Genomic DNA, 19,587 nt, shown 5'->3' with positions numbered 1-19,587 from the left:
GCTTGACGCGGGCTTGGGTGATGGTCTGGCCAGTACTTTTGGGTACTGACGTTAGATCATGTTACTGGATTTTTGCGCTTTTGCGCAGCTGATCCTGGAACTGCTGCTCTTTTTGCTGCTGCAGCTGCTGCATGATCTGTGGTTTGACATCTTCGAACTTGGGCATTTCGGCCTGACGCTCGTCATCCATTCGGATGATGTGCCAGCCGAACTGGCTCTTGACGGGCGCGTCGGTCATCTCGCCCTTCTTGAGCTTGACCAGGGCTTCGGTGAACTCGGGTACGTAGTTGTTGGGGTTGGCCCAATCCAGATCGCCGCCACGGGCTCCCGATCCAGGATCCTTGGATTCCTTCTTGGCGATGTCTTCAAACTTCTTGCCGGCCTTCACTTCGGCAATGATGGCCTTGGCGCGGTCTTCGGATTCCACCAGGATGTGGCTGGCCTTGTATTCCTTGCCGCCATTGGCTGCGACGAACTTGTCGTATTCGGCCTTGGCTTCGGCATCGGTCACGGGGTTCTTCTTGCGGAAGTCGTCAAACAGCGCGCGGATCAGCACGGTCTGGCGTGCCATTTCCATCTGCTGCTTGTAGGCTTCGGAGCCGGCCAGACCGCGGCGGTTGGCTTCCTGCATGAAGATTTCACGCGCAATGACTTCATCCTTGATCATCTTTTCCATCTCGGGCACAACGGGCTGGCCGCTGGCTTCGATCTGGGTCTTCAGGGCATTGACACGGGCCATGGGAACGGCCTTGCCATTGACGATGGCCACATTCTGGGCCGAGGCGGACAGGGCGGCAGCGCCCAGAACAGCGGCGGCCACGATGCGGGCCAGTTGCTTTTGTTTCATGCTCATTCGAGTTGTGATTGAGAAAAGTGAGTGAAGTTCAGTCCATACGCAACAGGCTCCCGTCAAGGAGCCTGTGGCTAGAACAGTGCGTTCTCAAAGTACTTCAATGGCGATGGCATGAACACCCTGGTCAATGAAGTCTTGCAGTGCATCATACACAAGGCGGTGGCGTGCCACGCGGGTTTTTCCATCAAAGGCCGGGCCAGCGATGCGCACGCGAAAATGCGTGCCCACACCGCTGTCGTTGGCACCGGCATGACCGGCATGCTGATAGCTCTCGTCGATGACTTCGAGTCGGGTCGGGGCCAGACGCTGGCGCAGGGCTGCGTCCATTGCCTGGGCGCTGATGGTCATGCTCATGGCTGCTTGTCCTTGGTTTCGGCCGTGTTGGGCACGCCGTCCTGGGGCAGGTAGCGGCTCATGTAGATGGCTTGTGCAATCACGAACACCACCATCAGTCCCATGCCGCCAAACAGCTTGAAGTTGACCCAGGCATCGGTGTCGAAGTTGTAGGCCACCCAGATGTTGAGCCCGCCCATGGCGGCGAAGAAAGCAGTCCAGGCCCAGTTGAGCTTGAGCCAGATGGCGTCGGGCAGTTGCAGTTGCGCGCCCATGACGGAGCGCAGCAGGTTCTTTTTGAACACCAACTGGCCGATCAGCAGCGCGCCGCCCATGAGCCAGTACAGCACCGTGGGTTTCCATTTGATGAAGTTGTCGTCATGGGCCAGCAAAGTGGCGCCGCCAAACAGTACGATGACGCCCAGGCTCATCCATTGCATGGGCTCGATCTTGCCGGTCTTCAAGCGCAGATAGGCGATCTGCGCCACGGTGGCGGCAATGGCCACGGCTGTGGCGGTGTAAATGCCCCAGACCTTGAAGGCCACGAAAAACAGGATGATGGGGAAGAAATCAATCAGCAGCTTCATGCGCGAAATGGTAGTCGTTCTGGAATTCAGACTGCGCAGCACCGACAAGGTTCCCGGCGCTGTGAGTAAAGCCGCATCATGCACCAAAGCCCAGGTCATTCCGTGGGCAAAGCCTTGTGCGCCGGACGGAATCAGCTATCAAAGCTGATGCGCAACGCCAGCGCAGCAAGCCCGCTTGGAAGCGTGGCCCTTGCTGCCCAAGCGTTGCCAGCTCTTATTTCTGAGACTCGTTCTGGAAATCCAGCGAGGCCGAGTTCATGCAGTAGCGCAGGCCGGTGTCGGTGGGACCGTCGGGAAAGACATGGCCCAGATGGGCTCCGCAGTTGCTGCACACAGTCTCGGTGCGTACCATGCCGTGGCTGCGGTCCACGATATTGGTGATGGCGCCGGGCAGGGCCTGGTCAAAGCTGGGCCAGCCGCAGCCGGCGTCAAACTTGGTATGGGAGTCGAACAGCTTGTTGCCGCAGCAGATGCAGTGATAGCTGCCATCGGCCCAGAACTGCTCGTATTTGCCGGTGAAAGGCCGCTCGGTGGCAGCGTGGCGCGTGACCTGGAAGGCCGCGGCTTCGGCGCCCTTGTCCTGCAACAGGGCTTGCCATTCTTGGTCGGATTTCTGGACAGGGAAGCTCATGATGAACAGCTGATCTCAATCGAGGAAGCCCAGTCGGGCGGGAAGCCGGCCCAGTCAGCGTGGTCCGGGTGCGATTCATAGGGCGCTTGCAGCACGGCCAGCATTTGCTGCACAGGCGCAAAGTCGCCTGACTGGGCGGTACGAATCACGGTTTCGCCCAGATGGTTGCGCAGCACAAAGCGCGGATTGGATTTTTGCATCAAATCGACGGCTTGCGCTTGATCCACTTGTGCCAGTTGAGCTGAATAGCCGAGTGACCAGGCATCAAAGCTGGCGCGATCCAGAATGATGTCACGCAGTGGCTCAAAGTCGATTTCCGTTTGCTGCCCCTGTGCAACGGCATCGGTCAGGCGGGTAAAGAAGATGGTGTAGTCCACCTTGCTGTCGGCCAGGATCTGCAGCAGCGGGTTGACCAGCAGGGCAAAGCGGCCTTCGGTGGCGGGCGTGCCGGCTTCGTTCTCGGGCAGGCCCAGCTTGGCCAGCATCTGGCGTGCATAGGCTGCAGGAAAGACGGTCTTGTACGACTCCAGCGCGGCGATCGTCAGCTCTTCGTCGCCGATCAGCGGCAGCAGGGCCTGGCCCAGGCAATAGAGATTCCAGTAGGCCACCTGGGGCTGGCGGTTAAAGGCATAGCGGCCCTGGCTGTCGCTGTGATTGCAGATATGGCCGGGGTCGAAGGCGTCGAGAAACTGGAAGGGGCCGTAGTCGATGGTCAAGCCCAGAATGCTCATATTGTCGGTATTCATCACACCATGACAGAAGCCCACGCTTTGCCACTGGGCCAGCAGCCGGGCCGTGCGCTCGCTCACTGCCTGCAGAAAGTTGGCATAGGGATTGCCGTTCAGTGCAGTGGCCGCGCGGCACTGGGGGTAGTGCTGATCTATGACCAGATCGGCCAGGGCTTTGAGTTCGGCCTGCATGTCGCGTGCGGCGAAATGCTCGAAATGGCCGAAGCGGATGAAACTCTCGGCCACACGGGTCACGACGGCGGCGGTTTCCATGGTCTCGCGCGCCACGGACAGGGGCGAGCCCGTCAGCGCCAGCGCGCGCGTGGTGGGAATGCCCAGGGCTGTCATGGCTTCGCTGCAGAGAAATTCGCGAATCGACGAGCGCAGCACGGCCCGGCCGTCACCCATGCGTGAATAGGGGGTGCGGCCTGCGCCCTTGAGCTGGACTTCAAAGCCCTGCTCCGTCTCGCCCAGCAGGATGGCACGGCCGTCGCCGAGTTGGCCGGCCCAGACGCCGAACTGGTGACCGCTATAGACAGTGGCCAGCGGCTTGCTGCCGCCGCTGCCTTGGCCGAAGACGGCATTGCCGCTGAGGATTTGCAGTGCTTCGGCGCTGCGCAGCCATTCGGGGTTCAGACCCATCCAGCGGGCCGTGTTGGTGCTGGTAGCAATCCAGTGCGGCTCGGGTACGGGCGTGGGTTGCAGATAGGTGAAAAAAGCCGGGCCCAGGGCTTCAAATCGGCCGGGCTTGCGCCATTGCGGGGCAGGGGATTCGCTCATCCAGGCATTGTGCTTGAGCGGCATCAGGGACAGGGCTTGCAGGGTTGTTGAGTCGGTTCCCGTTGGAGAGTGGCCTAGGTTTTTCCCTGAGTGCGCACACATCGTTCAGAGGGAGGATGCCGACAAAGGTCGCCAAGGTTACGCATTGGTGACAGTCCTCAGATGACGGCCTGGAAGCCCGCGCTAGGATGCTTCCCGATCTTCACAACGATATCCAGGAGACTGCCAATGTTGGGTCTGATGCAAAGCCAGCCGCTGTTGATTTCTTCCCTGATCGAGTTCGCCGCACGCAACCATGCCGATGGAGAGATAGTCTCCCGCCGTGTGGAGGGGGATATCCACCGCTACACCTACAAGGATCTGGCGGCCCGCTCGCGCCAACTGGCCAACAAGCTCGACTCCCTGGGGCTGGCCCAGGGCGAGCGCGTGGCCAGCCTGGCCTGGAACGGCTATCGCCATATGGAGATGTATTTCGGCGTCAGCGGCTCGGGCCGGGTGCTGCACACCATCAACCCGCGCCTGCACCCCGAGCAGATTGCCTGGATTGTCAACCACGCCGAAGACAAGGTGCTGTGCTTTGACCTGACTTTTTTGCCCATCATTCAGGCCGTGCATGCCAAGTGCCCGCAGGTGCAGCAATGGGTGGTGCTCTGCGATGCAGACCGGCTGCCGGCAGACAGCGGCATCCCAGGTCTCGTCAGCTACGAGAGCTGGATTGCGGGTCAGTCCGATCAATACCGCTGGCCGCAGTTTGATGAGAACACTGCATCCAGCATGTGCTACACCAGCGGCACCACGGGCAACCCCAAGGCCGTGCTCTACAGCCACCGCTCCAGCACGCTGCACGCCTATGCCGCAGCGCTGCCCGATGTGATGTGCCTGTCGGCCCGTGATTCGGTGCTGCCCGTGGTTCCCATGTTTCACGTCAATGCCTGGGGCCTTCCCTATTCGGCGGCGCTCACGGGCTGCAAGATGGTCTTCCCGGGCCCGGCGCTCGACGGCAAGTCGGTCTACGAGCTGATCGAGGCCGAGGGCGTGACCTTTGCCGCCGGCGTGCCCACCGTCTGGCAGATGCTGCTCGGCTATATGAAGCCAGGCGGCCTGCGTTTTTCCAAGCTCAACCGCACGGTGATCGGCGGCTCCGCCTGCCCGCCAGCCATGATCACGGCCTTCCAGGATGACTACGGCGTGGAGGTGCTGCACGCATGGGGCATGACGGAGATGAGTCCGCTGGGCACGCTGTGCACGCTCAAGAACAAGCATCTGGAACTGCCCAAGGAAGAGCAAATGAAGATCCGGCAGAAGCAGGGGCGTGCGATCTATGGTGTGGAGATGAAGATCGTCAATGATGCCGGCGACGAGCAGCCCTGGGATGGCAAAAGCTATGGCGACCTGCTGGTGCGCGGCCCCTGGATCATCGACAGCTACTACAAAGGCAGCGGCAGCCCCCTGGTGCGAGGGGCCGACGGCCACGGCTGGTTCCCGACAGGGGATGTGGCGACGATAGATCCCGACGGCTATATGCAGATCACCGACCGCAGCAAGGATGTGATCAAATCCGGCGGCGAATGGATCAGCTCCATCGATATTGAAAACATCGCCATGGCCAACCCGGCCGTGGCCATGGCTGCCTGCATAGGCATGCCGCATCCCAAGTGGGATGAGCGCCCCATCGTGGCCGTGGTCAAGAAGCCAGGCGCAGAAATCACGCGTGAGGAGCTGTTGGAGTTCTACGAGGGCAAGACGGCCAAGTGGCAAATTCCCGATGATGTGGTGTTTGTGGAGGCCATACCGATCGGTGCCACGGGCAAGATGCTCAAGACCCGTCTGCGCGAGGAACTCAAGGACTACAAGCTGCCTTCGGCTGTCTGAACGCCCCCCGGCCCGGCCGGAGCCAAGCCATCATCGTGAGATGATGGCTTTTTTGCCTGTGCCTCTTCTGGCTCCATTGCTTGACATCCATGCCTTCAGCTCCCGGTTTTTGCGATTGCTCGCCACCCTCGGTACCGGATGGAGGTCGCGCCCACGACTTGCTGCGACGCCAGCTTCTCGCAGCCGCCTTGCTAGGCGGGCTGGGTGCTTGGAGTCTGCCTGCAGCAGCCTGCGGGCCAGAGACTGTCGCCCCGGCTGCACCGCGCAATGTGTGTCTGGAGTGTCTGGCACGCCGGGCGCAGCAGCGCTCGGCCTTTGTGAACAAGGAGTTGCCATGAGCGCCGGGCCGCTCTGGCCGCAAGCAAGACCTGCACGCAAGAGCTGGCCTCTGTGCTGGTCGCAGCTCAATTCGACCGGCAAGCCAGCAGGCAAGCCCATGCAGCTGTATCTGTTGCTGGATGCGGCACAGAACCGTGACTTGTTGGCGCAGGTGCCGCAAAGCGGTGCCGAGGCCTTGTTTGCTTTCACGCGCGCGAGCAAGGAGGGCAAGCTCAGCCCCTGGTTGGTGCACCTGGGCAGCAGTGCCCAGGCCTTGAAAATGCGGCAGCAGAACTTTCTCGATGCCGTGCTCGATGTGGTGCAGGCCAGCCCTTGTGCCAGCTTGCTGGCCAGCGAGTGCGAGATGCCGGTGCTGCTGGCCCATCTGCGCCTGGCCATGGATCCAAGACTGCCTGGAGGCCACAGCAGTTATCTGGCCTTCTGGGATCCGGTCGTGCTGGCGGCCTTGCTGGGGCAGAGTGATCCGGACACGCAATCCGGCATCGATCCCGTGCTGCAGCCCGCGCAGTGCCGGGCCTTGCTGGGGCCGGTCGCACGCTGGTGGTGCTGGAGCCGATCGGGCCGTTTGCATGAATATGCGGTGGCTGATTTTGCCGGGCCTGCGGCGCCCCTGCCGCTGCAACTCGGCACCGCTCAGGTCGATGCGCTGGTAAAGGGTAATGTGCCCGATCTGCTGATCTACTATCTCAATCTGAATCAGACCCATCTGCGCGACAGATTGCCGCCGCTGGCAATGCATTGGTTTACGCGTCAGCAACTGGTGTTTGCGCGCCGCCAGGGGCTATCGGGTACACGTGACCTGCTCAACTATCTGTGCCTGGCGTTGATGGCGGGCGCGCGCTTTGATCAGCTGCCCGGCGTGAAGGAGCTTTTGGCCGGGGTCAAGGCCGGCAGGCTGAGCTTCGACCAGCTGATGCGCGAGATAGGCCCGCTTCTGGATGGCCGGGAGTTGCCCGAGCCTCAGGTGCTGAGCAGCTCCAGCGGCCTGCCGCTGACGGAAAGCCAGCTACCACCCTAGACTGCTGAAGTCTAAAGTGCCTCTAGACCTTTATGGGTGAGAGAAGCCTGCTATGGTTTCTGAAGTTGTGGCCTGAGGTAAACCCTGTAGTCACCAATGTGATATGCGCTAGGGCAACCCCCAGGCCGCAGGCGCTGGCTTGCCCTTTAGGCTGGGCGTCGCTCATAACCACCAACGGAGACGCTCTATGAAGTTTGCAATCAAGGCTTTGACAGCATCGGTGATCCTGGCGTGCGCGGGGAGTGCAATGGCGCAGAAGGGTGAGACCGTCAAGGTCGCCTGGATTGACCCGCTCTCGGGCCTGATGGCAGCGCTGGGATCCAATCAGCTCAAAAGCCTGCAGTACGTGGCCGAGGAACTCAACAAGAGCAATGCTTCGGGGGTGAAGTTCGAGATCATCGGCATCGACAACAAGCTCAGTCCGCAGGAGACCACGGCCGCGCTGCGTTCGGCCATGGACCAGGGCGTGCGCTATGTGTTCCAGGGTAATGGCTCGGGCCCGGCGCTGGCCATCATGGATGCGCTGGAAAAGCACAATGCGCGCAACAAGGGCAAGGAGGTCGTGTTCCTCAACTATGCGGCCGTGGACCCTGATCTGACCAACAGCAAGTGCAGTTACTGGCATTTCCGCCTCGATGCCGATACCTCCATGAAGATGGAGGCCTTGACCACCTATATGAAGGACGTGCCTGAGATCAAGAAGGTCTATCTGATCAACCAGAACTACTCGCATGGCCAGCAGGTGTCCAAGTACGCCAAGGAGATGCTCAAGCGCAAGCGCCCCGATGTGGAGATCGTGGGTGATGACTTCTCGCCATTGGCTCAGGTACGTGATTTTGCGCCCTATGTGGCCAAGATCAAGCAGTCGGGCGCCGACACGGTGATCACGGGCAACTGGGGTTCGGACCTGGCGCTGCTGATCAAGGCTGCCAACGATGCGGGCCTGAACAACGTCAAGTTCTACACCTATTACGCCATTGCCACGGGCGCGCCCACGGCCATGGGCGCAGCGGCGGCAGGCAAGGTCTATATGGTGGGCTATGGTCACCTGAACATGCCTGGTTCCATGGACAAGATCGTCAAGGGCTTCAAGGCCAAGGTCAACGAGGACATGTACACCGGCACCGTGTACACGGGGCTGAACATGCTCGACCAGGCTTTTGCCAAAGCCAAGACCACCGACCCGGTCAAGGTCGCCGCGACCATGGAGGGCATGAAGTTCCAGAACTACAACGGCGAGGTCGAGATGCGCAAGAGCGATCACCAGTTGCAGCAGGGCCTGTACATCGCGCGCTGGGAGAAGGCCGGCGGCAAATACCCCATGGACTCCGAGAACACGGGCTATACCTTTGCACCTGTGAAGTACTTCGAGCCCTATGTGGCCAGCACTCCCACCAGCTGCCAGATGAAACGCCCCTCCTGAGCGGGGAGGCGGGGTCGATATTCGGGGCGTCCTGGTGGCGTCCCTTTTTTATGGTTCATCGCGCATTACCGGGGAAGGCTGCGCGAATCTTCAGAAAGAAATAGTCCTGATCGCGGTAGCCATAGGCCCGGCGCTTGATGACCTTGATGGTGTTGTTGATGCCCTCGACAACACTTGTGTTCAAGGGATGCCGGCATCGGGCGATGATCCCGTGCAGGTAGCTTTGCAAGCGCTGAGCAAAGGTGCTCAGTGCTGTAATACCGCTTTGGCGCGCTTGCTCACACCAGTGCTGCCAGGCGCGATGCGCCCAAGCCGGACGACGGTAAAACCACAGCTGTTTTAGCTCATCGCGCAAGACGTATACCGCCATTAATGGCTCATTGGCCGCCAGCAGTTCCTTGAGCTGCACTGCTTGTTGAGCCTGCAGCTTGTTGCGATTGCGCAGTAGCAACCAGCGGCTGGACTTGAGCACCTTGCGCGCCAAGGGCTGTTGGCGCAGCAAGTTGGCCTGATCGACACGCACTCGGTCGATAACCTCCCGGCCATACTTGGCCACGACATGGAACAGGTCATAGACGATCTCGGCGTTGGGGCAGTTGGCCTGGATCTCCAGCTCGTAGGCAGTAGTCATGTCGATAGCAACCGCGCGAATGCGCTGGGCAACGCCAACGGGCAACTGCTCGAAGAACTGGCGGGCCGTCTCGCGTGAGCGCCCTTGCCCCACCCACAGCACCTGCCGGCTGATGGGGTCGACGACGACTGTGGCGTAGCGATGGCCCTTGTGCAACGCAAACTCGTCCATCGCCAGATACTCGATCTGATCCCATTGCGGCTGCGCGGTAGTGGCCAGCAATAAGGCCTTGTCGATGGACTTGACCGTGTGCCACCCAAGATCGAAGAAGGCCGCGACTGCCTTGATGCTGCTGCTGCGAAGCAACTGGCTGCACGCCTGTGCCAGACGGTCTGTGACGCGCTGGTAGCGACCGAGCCAGCTGAGTTTCTCCAGGCACGGGCCACCACAGCTATCGCACCACAGACGCCGACGCGGCACATGCAGCACCACCTTGTACTCGAACAATGCCAGATCGCGCACGCGCCGTGTCGTGGTCTCATGGACTTGGCTGCACTGCGCACCGCAGCGTTCGCAATGCATGACGCTGGCCTGCGGCTTCAGATAGATCGACACGGTGCGGCTATCGCCCTGGGGCCACTGCACACGTTCAACCTCGTAGCCCTCCCAGCCGCCAAGAGCCTGCAATAACTTCGAGTCCAGCATTTGATTTGTTCTCCGATGTCAGCTTCGCTGCCGTCAGATTACAAAACGAACGGGCTCATCTCCACGGAATTCCTCGATGAACCTTTTTTATTGCCGGGTTTCATTCGTCTGCAAGTGCGAGCAGCTGTCGCGCAAGTGTCGCCAATTGCCGCGAATCTGCCTTGGAAGTCGCATGCGTGATAGTTACTAAGGCTTTCCCCAGCGGGAAAAAGTCTACCGGCCGGTAGATTGGCGGCAGTCGCTAGCAAAAACAATGAAAGGAGACAAGTATGAAATGGGTTATGCGCGCGGTGGCCCTCTCGGCTATGGCAGTAAGTGCAGGTGGTGCCTGGGCTCAGAAGGGTGAAATCGTCAAGGTCGCCTGGATTGATCCCCTGTCGGGTCTGATGGCTGCCGTGGGAACGAATCAGCTCAAGACTTTTCAGTTGCTGGCGGAAGAGTTCAACAAGAAAAACGCCTCGGGCGTGAAGTTCGAGGTCGTGGCGCTGGACAACAAGCTCAGCCCGCAGGAGACCACGGCTGCGCTGCGCTCGGCCATGGATCAGGGTGTGCGCTATGTGACGCAGGGCAATGGCTCGGGCCCGGCGCTGGCCATCATGGATGCACTGGAAAAGCACAATGCGCGCAACAAGGGCAAGGAGCTGCTCTATCTCAACTACGCGGCCGTGGATCCCGACCTGACCAACAGCAAGTGCAGCTACTGGCATTTCCGACTCGATGCCGATACCTCCATGAAGATGGAGGCGCTGACCACCTTCATGAAGGACGATGCCGAGGTCAAGAAGGTCTATCTGATCAACCAGAACTACGGGCATGGTCAGCAGGTGTCCAAGTTCGCCAAGGACTTGCTCAAGAGAAAGCGTCCCGATGTGCAGATCGTGGGCGATGACTTTTCTCCGCTGGCCCAGGTACGCGACTTCGCGCCCTATGTGGCCAAGATCAAGCAGTCGGGTGCTGATACGGTGATCACCGGCAACTGGGGCGCAGATCTGTCACTGCTGCTCAAGGCGGCCAACGACGCGGGCCTGAACAACGTCAAGTTCTATACCTATTACGCGTTTGGCGCCGGCGCTCCCACGGCCATGGGTGCTGCCTCCGATGGCAAGGTCTATACCGTGACCTACGGGCACTACAACATGGGCGCGCCGATTCAGGCCAGCATGGACAGCTTCAAGAAGAAGTTCAACGACGACCTGACGCAAAGCTCGATCTACCATGTCTTCGCCTTGCTGGATGCGGCCTTTGTCAAGACGGGCTCCACCGACCCGGTCAAGGTGGCGGCGGCTCTCGAGGGCATGAAGCTCAGGAGCTTCAATGGCGATGTCGAAATGCGCAAGAGCGACCACCAGCTGCAGCAGGGCCTGTATATCTCGAAGTGGCAGAAGGCGGGCGGCAAGTTCCCCTATGACGCGGAAAACACCGGCTACACCTTCGCCCCCGTGAAGTACTACGAGCCCTATGTGGCCAGCACGCCCACCAGTTGCCAGATGAAGCGTCCGTCCTGAGCCGGACCCGCATATTCTCACTTTCCCTCGTGCTGCAGCATCCGCACCCACAAGAGCGCATAACAGGTGCAGTGCCGCAGCGGTCTTTTTGCTCATGAGAACAAGGCAAGTCGATGACGCCTGAATTTTTCACCATATCCATGCTCAACGGCGTGAGCTACGGGCTGCTGCTCTTCATGCTCAGCTCGGGCCTGACGCTGATCTTCAGCATGATGGGCGTGCTTAATTTCGCTCACACCAGTTTCTACATGCTGGGTGCGTACTTCGCATACACGCTCAGCGGCGTCATCGGGTTCTGGCCCGCGCTCTTTCTCTGCCCCTTGCTGGTGGGCGTGCTGGGGGCGCTGTTCGAGCGCCACAGCCTGCGCCGCGTGCACAAATATGGCCATGTGCCCGAGTTGCTGGTGACTTTTGGCCTGTCCTATCTGATTCTTGAGGTGGTGCAACTGGTCTGGGGGCGTGGCACCGTGCCTTATGCGCTGCCATCGGCGCTGCAGGGGCCGCTTTTCACCTTGTATGGCACACAGTTCCCCAAGTCGCGCTCCTTTGTGATGCTGGTGGCGCTGCTGATGCTGGTGGCTGTCTGGTTGCTGCTGACGCGCACACGCATCGGTCTGGTGATTCAGGCCGCGCTCAAGAACCCCGAAATGGTGGAGGCGCTGGGCCACAACGTGCCGCGCGTGTTCATGCTGGTGTTCGGCGGCGGCTGCGCGCTGGCCGGGCTGGCCGGAGTGATCGGCGGCAACACCTATGTGACCGAGCCCGCTATGGCGGCCTCCGTCGGCTCCATCATTTTCGTCGTGGTGGTGGTCGGCGGCATGGGTTCGCTGGCCGGGGCTTTCGTTGCCTCGCTGCTGATCGGCGTGGTGCAGACCTTTGCCGTGGCACTGGACTGGTCTCTGGCCGGCCTGTTCGCCTCCATGGGTCATCAGGTCAATGAGTCCACCTTCGGCTGGCCCGTGTTGCGGCTGACACTGTCGCAGGTTGCGCCGATTCTGCCTTACCTGTTCCTGGTGCTGATTCTGATTTTCCGCCCCAGGGGCTTGCTGGGTACCAGAGGGGATTGAGCCATGTCTTCGATTGCAAAAACATCCATGAATTCTTCTGCTGCCGACAAGGCTCGGACCCAGGGACATTACCGCTTCAAGCCCTTGAACATAGGGCGAATTCTGATCTGGGGCCTGTTTGCGCTGGCGCTCATCGTGGCACCGCTGATCTTCACCAGCTCGCTGGCTCTGACCATGCTCAGCCAGATCGGCTATCTGATCATCATCTGCCTGTCCTACAACATCCTGCTGGGGCAGGGCGGCATGCTGAGCTTCGGGCATGCGGTCTATACCGGCCTGGGCTCGTTCCTGGCCATCCATGCCATGAACAAGGCCGCTGCAGGCGAGATGGCCATTCCGCTGGTGCTGATTCCCGTTGTGGGCGGCCTGGCGGGCATGTTCTTCGCCGCGCTCTTCGGCTATGTGACGACCAAGAAATCCGGCACCACCTTTGCCATGATCACCTTGGGACTGGGAGAGCTGGTGGCGTCCATGGCGCTGATGTTTCCAGAGTTCTTCGGCGGCGAGGGCGGCATCACCACGGACCGGGTCTACAGCAAGTTCTTCGGGCTGGATTTCGGCTCGGGCCTGCAGGTGTACTACCTGATTGCCGTGTATTGCTTTGTCTGCACGGCTGCCATGTTTGCCTTCACCGGCACGCCGCTGGGACGCATGCTGAACGCCGTGCGCGACAACCCGGAGCGCGTGGAATTCGTGGGCTACAACACCCAGCGCGTGCGCTACTTCGCCTTCATCATTGCAGGCTTTTTTGCGGGCATCGGCGGCGGGCTGACGGCCATCAATTTCGAGATCATCACGGCCATGGACAGTGTCAGCGTGGTGCGCTCGGGCGGCTATCTGCTGTTCACCTTCCTGGGCGGCGCCACCTTCTTCTTCGGCCCCATCATCGGTGCCGTGCTGCTGGTGCTGGCATCGGTGCTGCTGTCCGAGCTGACCAAGGCCTGGCTGCTGTATCTGGGCCTGGTGTTCCTGCTCATGGTCATGTATGCCCCCGGCGGTGTGGCCAGCCTGATCATGATGAATCTGCGCGTCGCCAAGTTCGGCCATTTCAAGCGCCTGCTCATGCCCTATCTGGGCATTCTGGCGGCGGGCATCGTGACAGTGATTGGTGCCGCGTCGCTGATCGAGATGATCTATCACATGCAGCTCAATGCGGCCCTGGGCCCCAAGGTGCCATTTATGGGAGCCGAGCTGGACACCGGTGCTGCTGCCACCTGGACCGTGGCGATCGTGGTGTTCGTGGTGGGCCTGGGCCTGCTGGAGGGCGTGCGCCGACTGACGGCCCGTCGCTGGGGTCGCATACAGGAAGCGATCGAAGAAAGCATCAAGAAAGGGGAGGGCTGAACCATGTCCAGCATCGCCATCCATCAACCGGCTGCGCAAGCGGTGCAGCAGTCCTCTCATGCGCTGGAGCTGCGCGATCTGCGCAAGAGCTTCGGCAAGACCGAAATCATTCGCGGCGCCAACCTGGCGGTCAATGCCGGCGAGCGTGTCGCCATCATCGGCCCCAACGGTGCAGGCAAGAGCACGCTGTTCAATCTGATCAGCGGCCGTTTCGAGCCCAGCAGCGGCGAGGTGCTGCTGCACGGCCAGCGCATTGACGGCAAAAAGCCTTTCGAAATCAATCGCATGGGGCTGTCGCGCAGCTTCCAGATCACAAATATCTTCCCCAAGCTTTCGGTGTTTGAAAACCTGCGCTGCAGCGTGCTCTGGAGCCTGGGCTACCGCTACAGTTTCTGGCGCTTTCTCTCCAATCTGCATGACGCCAACGAACGCGCCAACGAGCTGATGGAGATGATCGGTCTGCACCGCAAGCGCGACACGCTGGCGGTGAACCTGACCTATGCCGAGCAGCGCGCGCTGGAGATCGGCATCACCATCGGCGGCGGTGCCAGCGTGATCCTGCTCGACGAGCCCACGGCAGGCATGAGCAACAGCGAAACCGCACATTTCATTCAGCTGATCAAGAAGGTCACTGAAGGCAAGACGCTGCTGACCGTGGAGCACGACATGGGGGTGGTCTTCGGACTCGCGGACAAGATTGCCGTGGTGGTCTATGGCGAGGTCATCGCCTATGACACTCCCGAAGCTGTGCGTGCCAATGCTCGGGTGCAGGAGGCCTACCTGGGCTCCTCAGTCGCCGATCAGCAGGCAGGAGCGCATTGATGCAGCGCACCCTGAGCGGCTACGCCGCTTCCCTCTCTCTCGCTTCGCGGGAAGGAGACGACAACTGCGCTGTGGAGCGAGCTCTGCTTGCTGCCACTGAGCTGGGCCGAGCATGTTCCAAGGCTTCGAACCAATTGAAAATCTGAGAGGACATCAGCAGATGTTGAAGATCAATGATTTGCATGCCTACTACGGCAAGAGCCATGTGCTGCATGGTGTGGACTTCGAGGTCCATGCGGGCGAGATCGTGGCCCTGCTGGGGCGCAACGGCTCGGGCCGCTCCACCACGGCCAAGGCCATCATGGGACTGGTGCACTGGGAGGGGGCGCTGGACTGGAAAGGCAAGAACCTGCATGGCAAGAAAGCCTATGAGGTGGCCCATCTGGGTATCGGCTATGTGCCGGAGAGTCGTGACGTATTCCCCAATCTGACCGTACATCAGAACCTGATGCTGGGGCAAAAAGGCAAGGGCAAAGGCAGCCGCTGGGGTTTTGACGACATGTATGCCATGTTTCCCCGCCTCAAGGAGCGTCAGCACACCGAGGCCGGCGTGATGTCGGGCGGCGAGCAGCAGATGCTCACACTCTGTCGCACGCTGATGGGCGACCCGGATCTCATCATCATCGACGAACCCACGGAAGGGCTGGCACCCAAGATCGTGGAGCTGGTGGGCGAATACCTCAAGAAGATCAAGGATCGCGGCGTGTCTGTGCTGCTGATCGAGCAAAAGCTGACCATTGCCATGAATATCTCTGATCGGGCACTGGTCATGGGCCATGGACATATCGTGTTTGACGGCACTCCCGAGACCCTCAGGGCGAACGAAAAGGTTCGCAAGGAGTGGCTGGAGGTGTGAGCTGACACACCCCTTGAGCGGCTTTGCCGCTTCCCCCTCTCTCGCTTTGCGGGAGGGGGACGACATCCTTGCTGCGGGGCGGTGGGGCCGCCCAGGCCCTTGCTTGATGTCTTTGACATGAGGTGTGCTCATTGTGTGAGCTGTCTCGCTCAGGACAAGCATCAGTTGCGCAACTCAGCAAAATTCGGAAAATAAAAACGCACGACCGTTCTTTTCTATTTATTGAACAGGGGACAACAGCATGACTGCTGAATACAAAGTGGACGGAGCCATCGCCGTCATTACCTTGAACAACCCGCCGGTCAACGGCCTGGGTCTGGCCACCAGACGAGGTGTGGTTGAGGGTTTGCGCGAGGCTCTGGCCGATAATGCCGTCAAGGCCATTGTGATCACCGGGGCCGGCAAGGCCTTCTCGGGCGGAGCCGATATCACCGAGTTCGGCAAGGATGATGCCTACCGTGAGCCGCACCTGATCTCGGTCATCCAGCAACTGGACCTGTCGACCAAGCCCGTGATTGCCGCGATTCACAGCGTCTGCATGGGGGGCGGGCTGGAGCTGGCGCTGGGCTGCCATTACCGCATTGCGGCCCCCGGCACGGCCGTGGCGCTGCCCGAGGTCAAGCTGGGCCTGCTGCCGGGCGCCGGCGGCACCCAGCGCCTGCCGCGCGTACTGGGTGTGGAAGCCGCTCTCAACATGATCGTCAGCGGCGAGGCCGTGATGAGCGAAATGCTGGCCATGCTGCCCGGCCAGAACCTGTTCAACAAGATGTCTGCATCTGCCGAGACGCTGCTGGCCGAGGCCAAGGCCTTGGCGCTGGAGGTCGCCGATGTCCGCCCGCTGCCGCGTGTGCGCGATCTGTCCTGCAAGCATCCCCAGGGCGAGGCCTTTTTCGAGTTTGCCGCCACCATGGTGCAGGGCATGTCCAAGAACTTCCCAGCGCCCATGCGCTGCCTGGAAGCCGTCAAGAACGCCACGACCAAGAAATTCGACGACGGCATGGTGGCCGAGCGCGAAGCCTTCATGCAGCTGATGATGACGCCCGAGTCGCGTTCGCTGCGTCATCTGTTCATGGCCGAACGTGCGGCTTCCAAGATCCCTGACGTGCCCGGCGATACACCGGTGCGCGAGATCCGCACCGTGGGTGTGATCGGTGCCGGCACCATGGGCGGCGGCATCTCCATGAACTTCCTGAATGCGGGCATTCCCGTCACGATTCTGGAGACCAAGCAGGAAGCCCTGGATCGCGGTGTGGCGACCATCCGCAAGAATTACGAAGCCCAGGTCAAAAAGGGCAAGCTCTCCGAGCAGAAGTACGAGCAGCGCATGAGCCTGCTGTCCACCACGCTCAACTATGGCGATCTGAAGAATGCCGACCTCATCATCGAGGCTGTGTTCGAGGAGCTGGGCGTGAAGGAGCAGGTCTTCAAGCAGCTCGATGAAGTGGCCAAGCCCGGTGCGATTCTGGCATCCAACACCTCCACACTCGATGTGGACAGGATTGCCGCCTTTACCAAGCGTCCGCAGGACGTGGTGGGCATGCATTTCTTCAGTCCCGCCAATGTGATGAAGCTGCTGGAAGTGGTGCGCGGCAAGGCCACGGCCAAGGATGTGCTGGCCACGGTGATGAAGGTCGGCAAGAAGATCAAGAAGACCGCCGTGGTCTCCGGCGTCTGCGACGGCTTCATTGGCAACCGCATGATCGAGCAGTACTCGCGCCAGGCCGGCTTCCTGCTGGACGAAGGTGCATCGCCACAGCAGGTGGACAAGGCCATCGAGAAGTTCGGCTTTGCCATGGGCCCGTTCCGCATGGGCGATCTGGCGGGCAACGACATCGGTTGGGCGATTCGCAAGCGCCGTTATGTCGAAAAACCCGATATGAAGTACAGCGCCAGTGCGGATCGTCTGTGCGAACTGGGCCGCTTCGGTCAGAAGACCGGTGCGGGTTGGTATGACTATGTGCCTGGCAAGCGGGATGCCATCCCTTCGGAGGTGGTGGCCAAGATGATCGACGAGCACCGCAAGAGCCTGGGTATCACGCCGCGCAAGATCTCCGACGAGGAAATCGTGCAGCGCCTGGTCTATGCGCTGGTCAACGAAGGCGCGCACATCCTGGAGGACGGAATTGCCAGCAAGTCCGGCGATATCGACATGGTGTATCTGACCGGCTACGGCTTTCCGCTGTGGCGCGGCGGCCCCATGCACTATGCGGGCGAAGTCGGCCTGTTCAACGTGGTTCAGGCCATGGGCCGCTTTGCCCGGAACCCCAACGACGATGCCAAGTTCTGGCAGCCTGCTCCGCTGCTGGCCAAGTTGGCCGCCGAAGGCAAGCAGTTCAGCTAGGCGCCGCGCACACAGACCTTGAAACGTCGTTGCGAGGCCTTGGCGTACTGCTCGTACTGCCTGCGGCTTCGCGCCTCGTCTCCAACGCAAATCTTCGATTTGCTGGGCTGTGTGAACGGCGATTTGCCAGGAAATACCCAGAATCAAAGGACAGAACATGACATCCGCAGTGATTGTTTCTACCGCGCGCACTCCGTTGGCCAAGAGCTGGAAGGGCGCTTTCAACATGACTTATGGCCCCACCCTGGGCGCCCACGCCGTCAAGGCGGCGGTGGAGCGCGCAGGCATCGAGGGTGCCGAGGTCGAGGACGTGATCATGGGCATGTCGCTGCCCGAAGGCACGACCGGTGGCAACGTCGCCCGTCTGATCGCCATGCGTGCAGGCCTGCCGGTCACGACATCGGGTCTGACCATCAACCGCTTCTGCTCCTCGGGCCTGCAGGCGATTGCGCTGGCTGCCCAGCGCATCATCGCGGGCGAGAACGATGTGCTGGTGGCTGGCGGCCTGGAGAGCATCTCCTGCGTGCAGCCTCACCTGAATCAGCACATGGCTTTCGATCCCGAGCTGACTGCCATGAAGCCCGAGATCTACTGGAGCATGCTGCAGACTGCCGAACAGGTGGCCAAGCGCTACAGCATCAGCCGCGATGCCCAGGATGAGTACGGCGCCTCCAGCCAGCAGAAAGCCGCTGCGGCACAGGCTGCCGGCCTGTTCGAAGCGGAAATTGCCCCCATGAAGACCGTCATGGGCGTGGTGGACAAGGTGCGCGGCATGGTCACCAAGGAGGTGACCGTGAGCAAGGACGAAGGCATTCGCGAGGGCACGACCAAGGAAGGCATCAGCGGTCTGCGCAGCGCGCTGCCCGGCGGGGTGATTACCGCCGGCAACGCGAGCCAGTTCTCCGACGGAGCCGGCGCCTGCGCCGTGGTCAGCGAGGAATACGCATCGCGCAAGGGCCTCAAGCCCCTGGGCCGTTTCCTGGGCTTTGCCGTGGCCGGCTGCGAGCCCGACGAGATGGGCATCGGCCCCATCTACGCCATCCCCAAGGTGCTCAAGAAGCTGGGTCTGTCGATCAATGACATTGACCTGTGGGAGCTCAACGAAGCCTTTGCCGTGCAGGTCATCTACTGCCGCGACAAACTGGGCATTCCGGCCGACAGGCTCAACGTCAACGGCGGCGCGATTGCCGTGGGCCACCCCTATGGTGTCTCGGGCCAGCGCCTGACGGGCCATGCACTGATCGAGGGCAAACGCCGCGGCGCCAAGCGTGTCTGCGTGACCATGTGCATTGGCGGCGGCATGGGTGCGGCAGGCGTGTTCGAGGTGCTCTGACATGGCTGGCGCTACCGGCGCGGCGCCCGCCGCAGTGTCGCCCGAAGCCTTCCTGGCCATGGGCCGGCAGGTGCTGGCGGCCCAGCCGTTCAGCATCCTGCTGGGCGCCGCGCTGGAAGCCTTCGAGCCCGGGCGCTGCACGCTCGCGCTGCCGATGCGGCGCGAACTGCAGCAGCAGCACGGCTTCGCGCACGGTGGTGTGCTGAGCTACCTGGCCGACAACGCGCTCACCTATGCCGGCGGCAGCGCGCTGGGCCGGCCCGTGGTGACGTCCGAATTCAAGATCAACTACCTGCGCCCGGCCGTGGGCGAGCGCCTGCTTGCACGCGCCGAGGCCGTGCACGCCGGCCGCTCGCAGGCGGTGTGCCGCTGCGAGGTGCTCGTGGTGCTGGCCGACGGGCAGGAAAGGCTGTGCGCCGTGGCGCAGGGCACGATCGCGGTGCTGCCCGAGCGGCCCGAGGGCGCGCCCGCCTAGTTGA

Annotated in this window: 18 protein-coding genes; 12 read left to right on the top strand and 6 right to left on the bottom strand. The window is 61.3% G+C overall.

The window, feature by feature from the left end; translation table 11 throughout:
- Positions 1–61: 61 nt before the first annotated feature.
- The 5 genes from NOX35_RS16655 to NOX35_RS16635 form a co-directional block, all read right to left on the bottom strand.
- The gene (locus NOX35_RS16655) at positions 62–847 is read right to left on the bottom strand and encodes a peptidylprolyl isomerase (protein ID WP_182283318.1); all 786 of its coding nucleotides are present in this window, start codon (positions 845–847) and stop codon (positions 62–64) included.
- 93 nt (positions 848–940) lie between these two features.
- The gene (locus tag NOX35_RS16650; protein ID WP_182283317.1) at positions 941–1,207 is read right to left on the bottom strand and encodes a BolA family transcriptional regulator; all 267 of its coding nucleotides are present in this window, start codon (positions 1,205–1,207) and stop codon (positions 941–943) included.
- On the bottom strand, positions 1,204–1,773 hold the full coding sequence (locus tag NOX35_RS16645; protein WP_182283316.1) for a septation protein A: 570 nt from the start codon (positions 1,771–1,773) through the stop codon (positions 1,204–1,206). The genes NOX35_RS16650 and NOX35_RS16645 overlap by 4 nt, the downstream gene beginning before the upstream one ends.
- Before the next feature lie 214 nt (positions 1,774–1,987).
- Entirely contained in the window at positions 1,988–2,404 is a 417-nt protein-coding gene (msrB, locus tag NOX35_RS16640; RefSeq protein WP_182283315.1) for a peptide-methionine (R)-S-oxide reductase MsrB, read from the bottom strand.
- Positions 2,401–3,936 (bottom strand): YdiU family protein, encoded by a 1,536-nt coding sequence (locus NOX35_RS16635; RefSeq protein ID WP_371878492.1) that lies wholly within the window; start codon positions 3,934–3,936, stop codon positions 2,401–2,403. The genes msrB and NOX35_RS16635 overlap by 4 nt, the downstream gene beginning before the upstream one ends.
- Before the next feature lie 204 nt (positions 3,937–4,140).
- Between NOX35_RS16635 and NOX35_RS16630 the strand changes: the two genes are divergently transcribed.
- From NOX35_RS16630 to NOX35_RS16615, 4 genes are all read left to right on the top strand, one after another.
- Positions 4,141–5,784 carry a 3-(methylthio)propionyl-CoA ligase gene (locus NOX35_RS16630; RefSeq protein ID WP_256494060.1) on the top strand — a complete coding sequence of 548 codons (1,644 nt, stop codon included), beginning with the start codon at positions 4,141–4,143 and terminating at the stop codon, positions 5,782–5,784.
- Positions 5,785–5,873: 89 nt separating this feature from the next.
- Positions 5,874–6,122, top strand: coding sequence for a hypothetical protein (locus NOX35_RS16625; protein ID WP_256494059.1), 249 nt, complete (start codon positions 5,874–5,876; stop codon positions 6,120–6,122).
- Positions 6,119–7,141, top strand: a complete 1,023-nt coding sequence (locus NOX35_RS16620) for a DUF4123 domain-containing protein (protein WP_256494058.1) — start codon at positions 6,119–6,121, stop codon at positions 7,139–7,141. Before NOX35_RS16625 ends, NOX35_RS16620 begins: the two co-directional genes overlap by 4 nt.
- 187 nt (positions 7,142–7,328) lie before the next feature.
- Positions 7,329–8,564 (top strand): branched-chain amino acid ABC transporter substrate-binding protein, encoded by a 1,236-nt coding sequence (locus tag NOX35_RS16615; protein ID WP_256494056.1) that lies wholly within the window; start codon positions 7,329–7,331, stop codon positions 8,562–8,564.
- A gap of 55 nt (positions 8,565–8,619) precedes the next feature.
- On the opposite strand, the gene NOX35_RS16610 is transcribed toward NOX35_RS16615, so the two are convergent.
- Positions 8,620–9,840, bottom strand: coding sequence for an ISL3 family transposase (locus NOX35_RS16610; RefSeq protein WP_256494054.1), 1,221 nt, complete (start codon positions 9,838–9,840; stop codon positions 8,620–8,622).
- A 269-nt stretch (positions 9,841–10,109) separates the two neighbouring features.
- On the opposite strand from NOX35_RS16610, the gene NOX35_RS16605 reads away from it, so the two are divergent.
- The 8 genes from NOX35_RS16605 to NOX35_RS16570 all read left to right on the top strand — a co-directional run bounded on the left by NOX35_RS16605 (position 10,110) and on the right by NOX35_RS16570 (position 19,583).
- Positions 10,110–11,345 carry a branched-chain amino acid ABC transporter substrate-binding protein gene (locus NOX35_RS16605; RefSeq protein ID WP_182283311.1) on the top strand — a complete coding sequence of 412 codons (1,236 nt, stop codon included), beginning with the start codon at positions 10,110–10,112 and terminating at the stop codon, positions 11,343–11,345.
- Between the two features lie 113 nt (positions 11,346–11,458).
- Positions 11,459–12,412 carry a branched-chain amino acid ABC transporter permease gene (locus NOX35_RS16600; RefSeq protein ID WP_182283310.1) on the top strand — a complete coding sequence of 318 codons (954 nt, stop codon included), beginning with the start codon at positions 11,459–11,461 and terminating at the stop codon, positions 12,410–12,412.
- A 3-nt stretch (positions 12,413–12,415) separates the two neighbouring features.
- Positions 12,416–13,756, top strand: a complete 1,341-nt coding sequence (locus tag NOX35_RS16595) for a branched-chain amino acid ABC transporter permease (RefSeq protein WP_256494052.1) — start codon at positions 12,416–12,418, stop codon at positions 13,754–13,756.
- A gap of 3 nt (positions 13,757–13,759) precedes the next feature.
- Complete coding sequence (locus NOX35_RS16590; protein WP_256494051.1) at positions 13,760–14,578, top strand: ABC transporter ATP-binding protein; 819 nt, start codon at positions 13,760–13,762, stop codon at positions 14,576–14,578.
- Positions 14,579–14,738: 160 nt separating this feature from the next.
- On the top strand, positions 14,739–15,434 hold the full coding sequence (locus NOX35_RS16585) for an ABC transporter ATP-binding protein (protein WP_003069489.1): 696 nt from the start codon (positions 14,739–14,741) through the stop codon (positions 15,432–15,434).
- A 241-nt stretch (positions 15,435–15,675) separates the two neighbouring features.
- On the top strand, positions 15,676–17,775 hold the full coding sequence (locus NOX35_RS16580; protein ID WP_256494050.1) for a 3-hydroxyacyl-CoA dehydrogenase NAD-binding domain-containing protein: 2,100 nt from the start codon (positions 15,676–15,678) through the stop codon (positions 17,773–17,775).
- Between the two features lie 157 nt (positions 17,776–17,932).
- Positions 17,933–19,108, top strand: a complete 1,176-nt coding sequence (locus tag NOX35_RS16575) for an acetyl-CoA C-acyltransferase (RefSeq protein ID WP_256494049.1) — start codon at positions 17,933–17,935, stop codon at positions 19,106–19,108.
- 1 nt (position 19,109) lies between these two features.
- Positions 19,110–19,583, top strand: coding sequence for a PaaI family thioesterase (locus NOX35_RS16570; protein ID WP_182283304.1), 474 nt, complete (start codon positions 19,110–19,112; stop codon positions 19,581–19,583).
- Positions 19,584–19,587 lie beyond the last annotated feature (4 nt).

The sequence above is a fragment of the Comamonas sp. C11 genome, from assembly GCF_024496285.1.
GTDB classification, from domain to species: Bacteria; Pseudomonadota; Gammaproteobacteria; order Burkholderiales; family Burkholderiaceae_C; genus Comamonas; species Comamonas testosteroni_F.
Note: the sequence above shows the minus strand (reverse complement) of the source record. Positions and strands in the feature narration are given on the sequence as shown.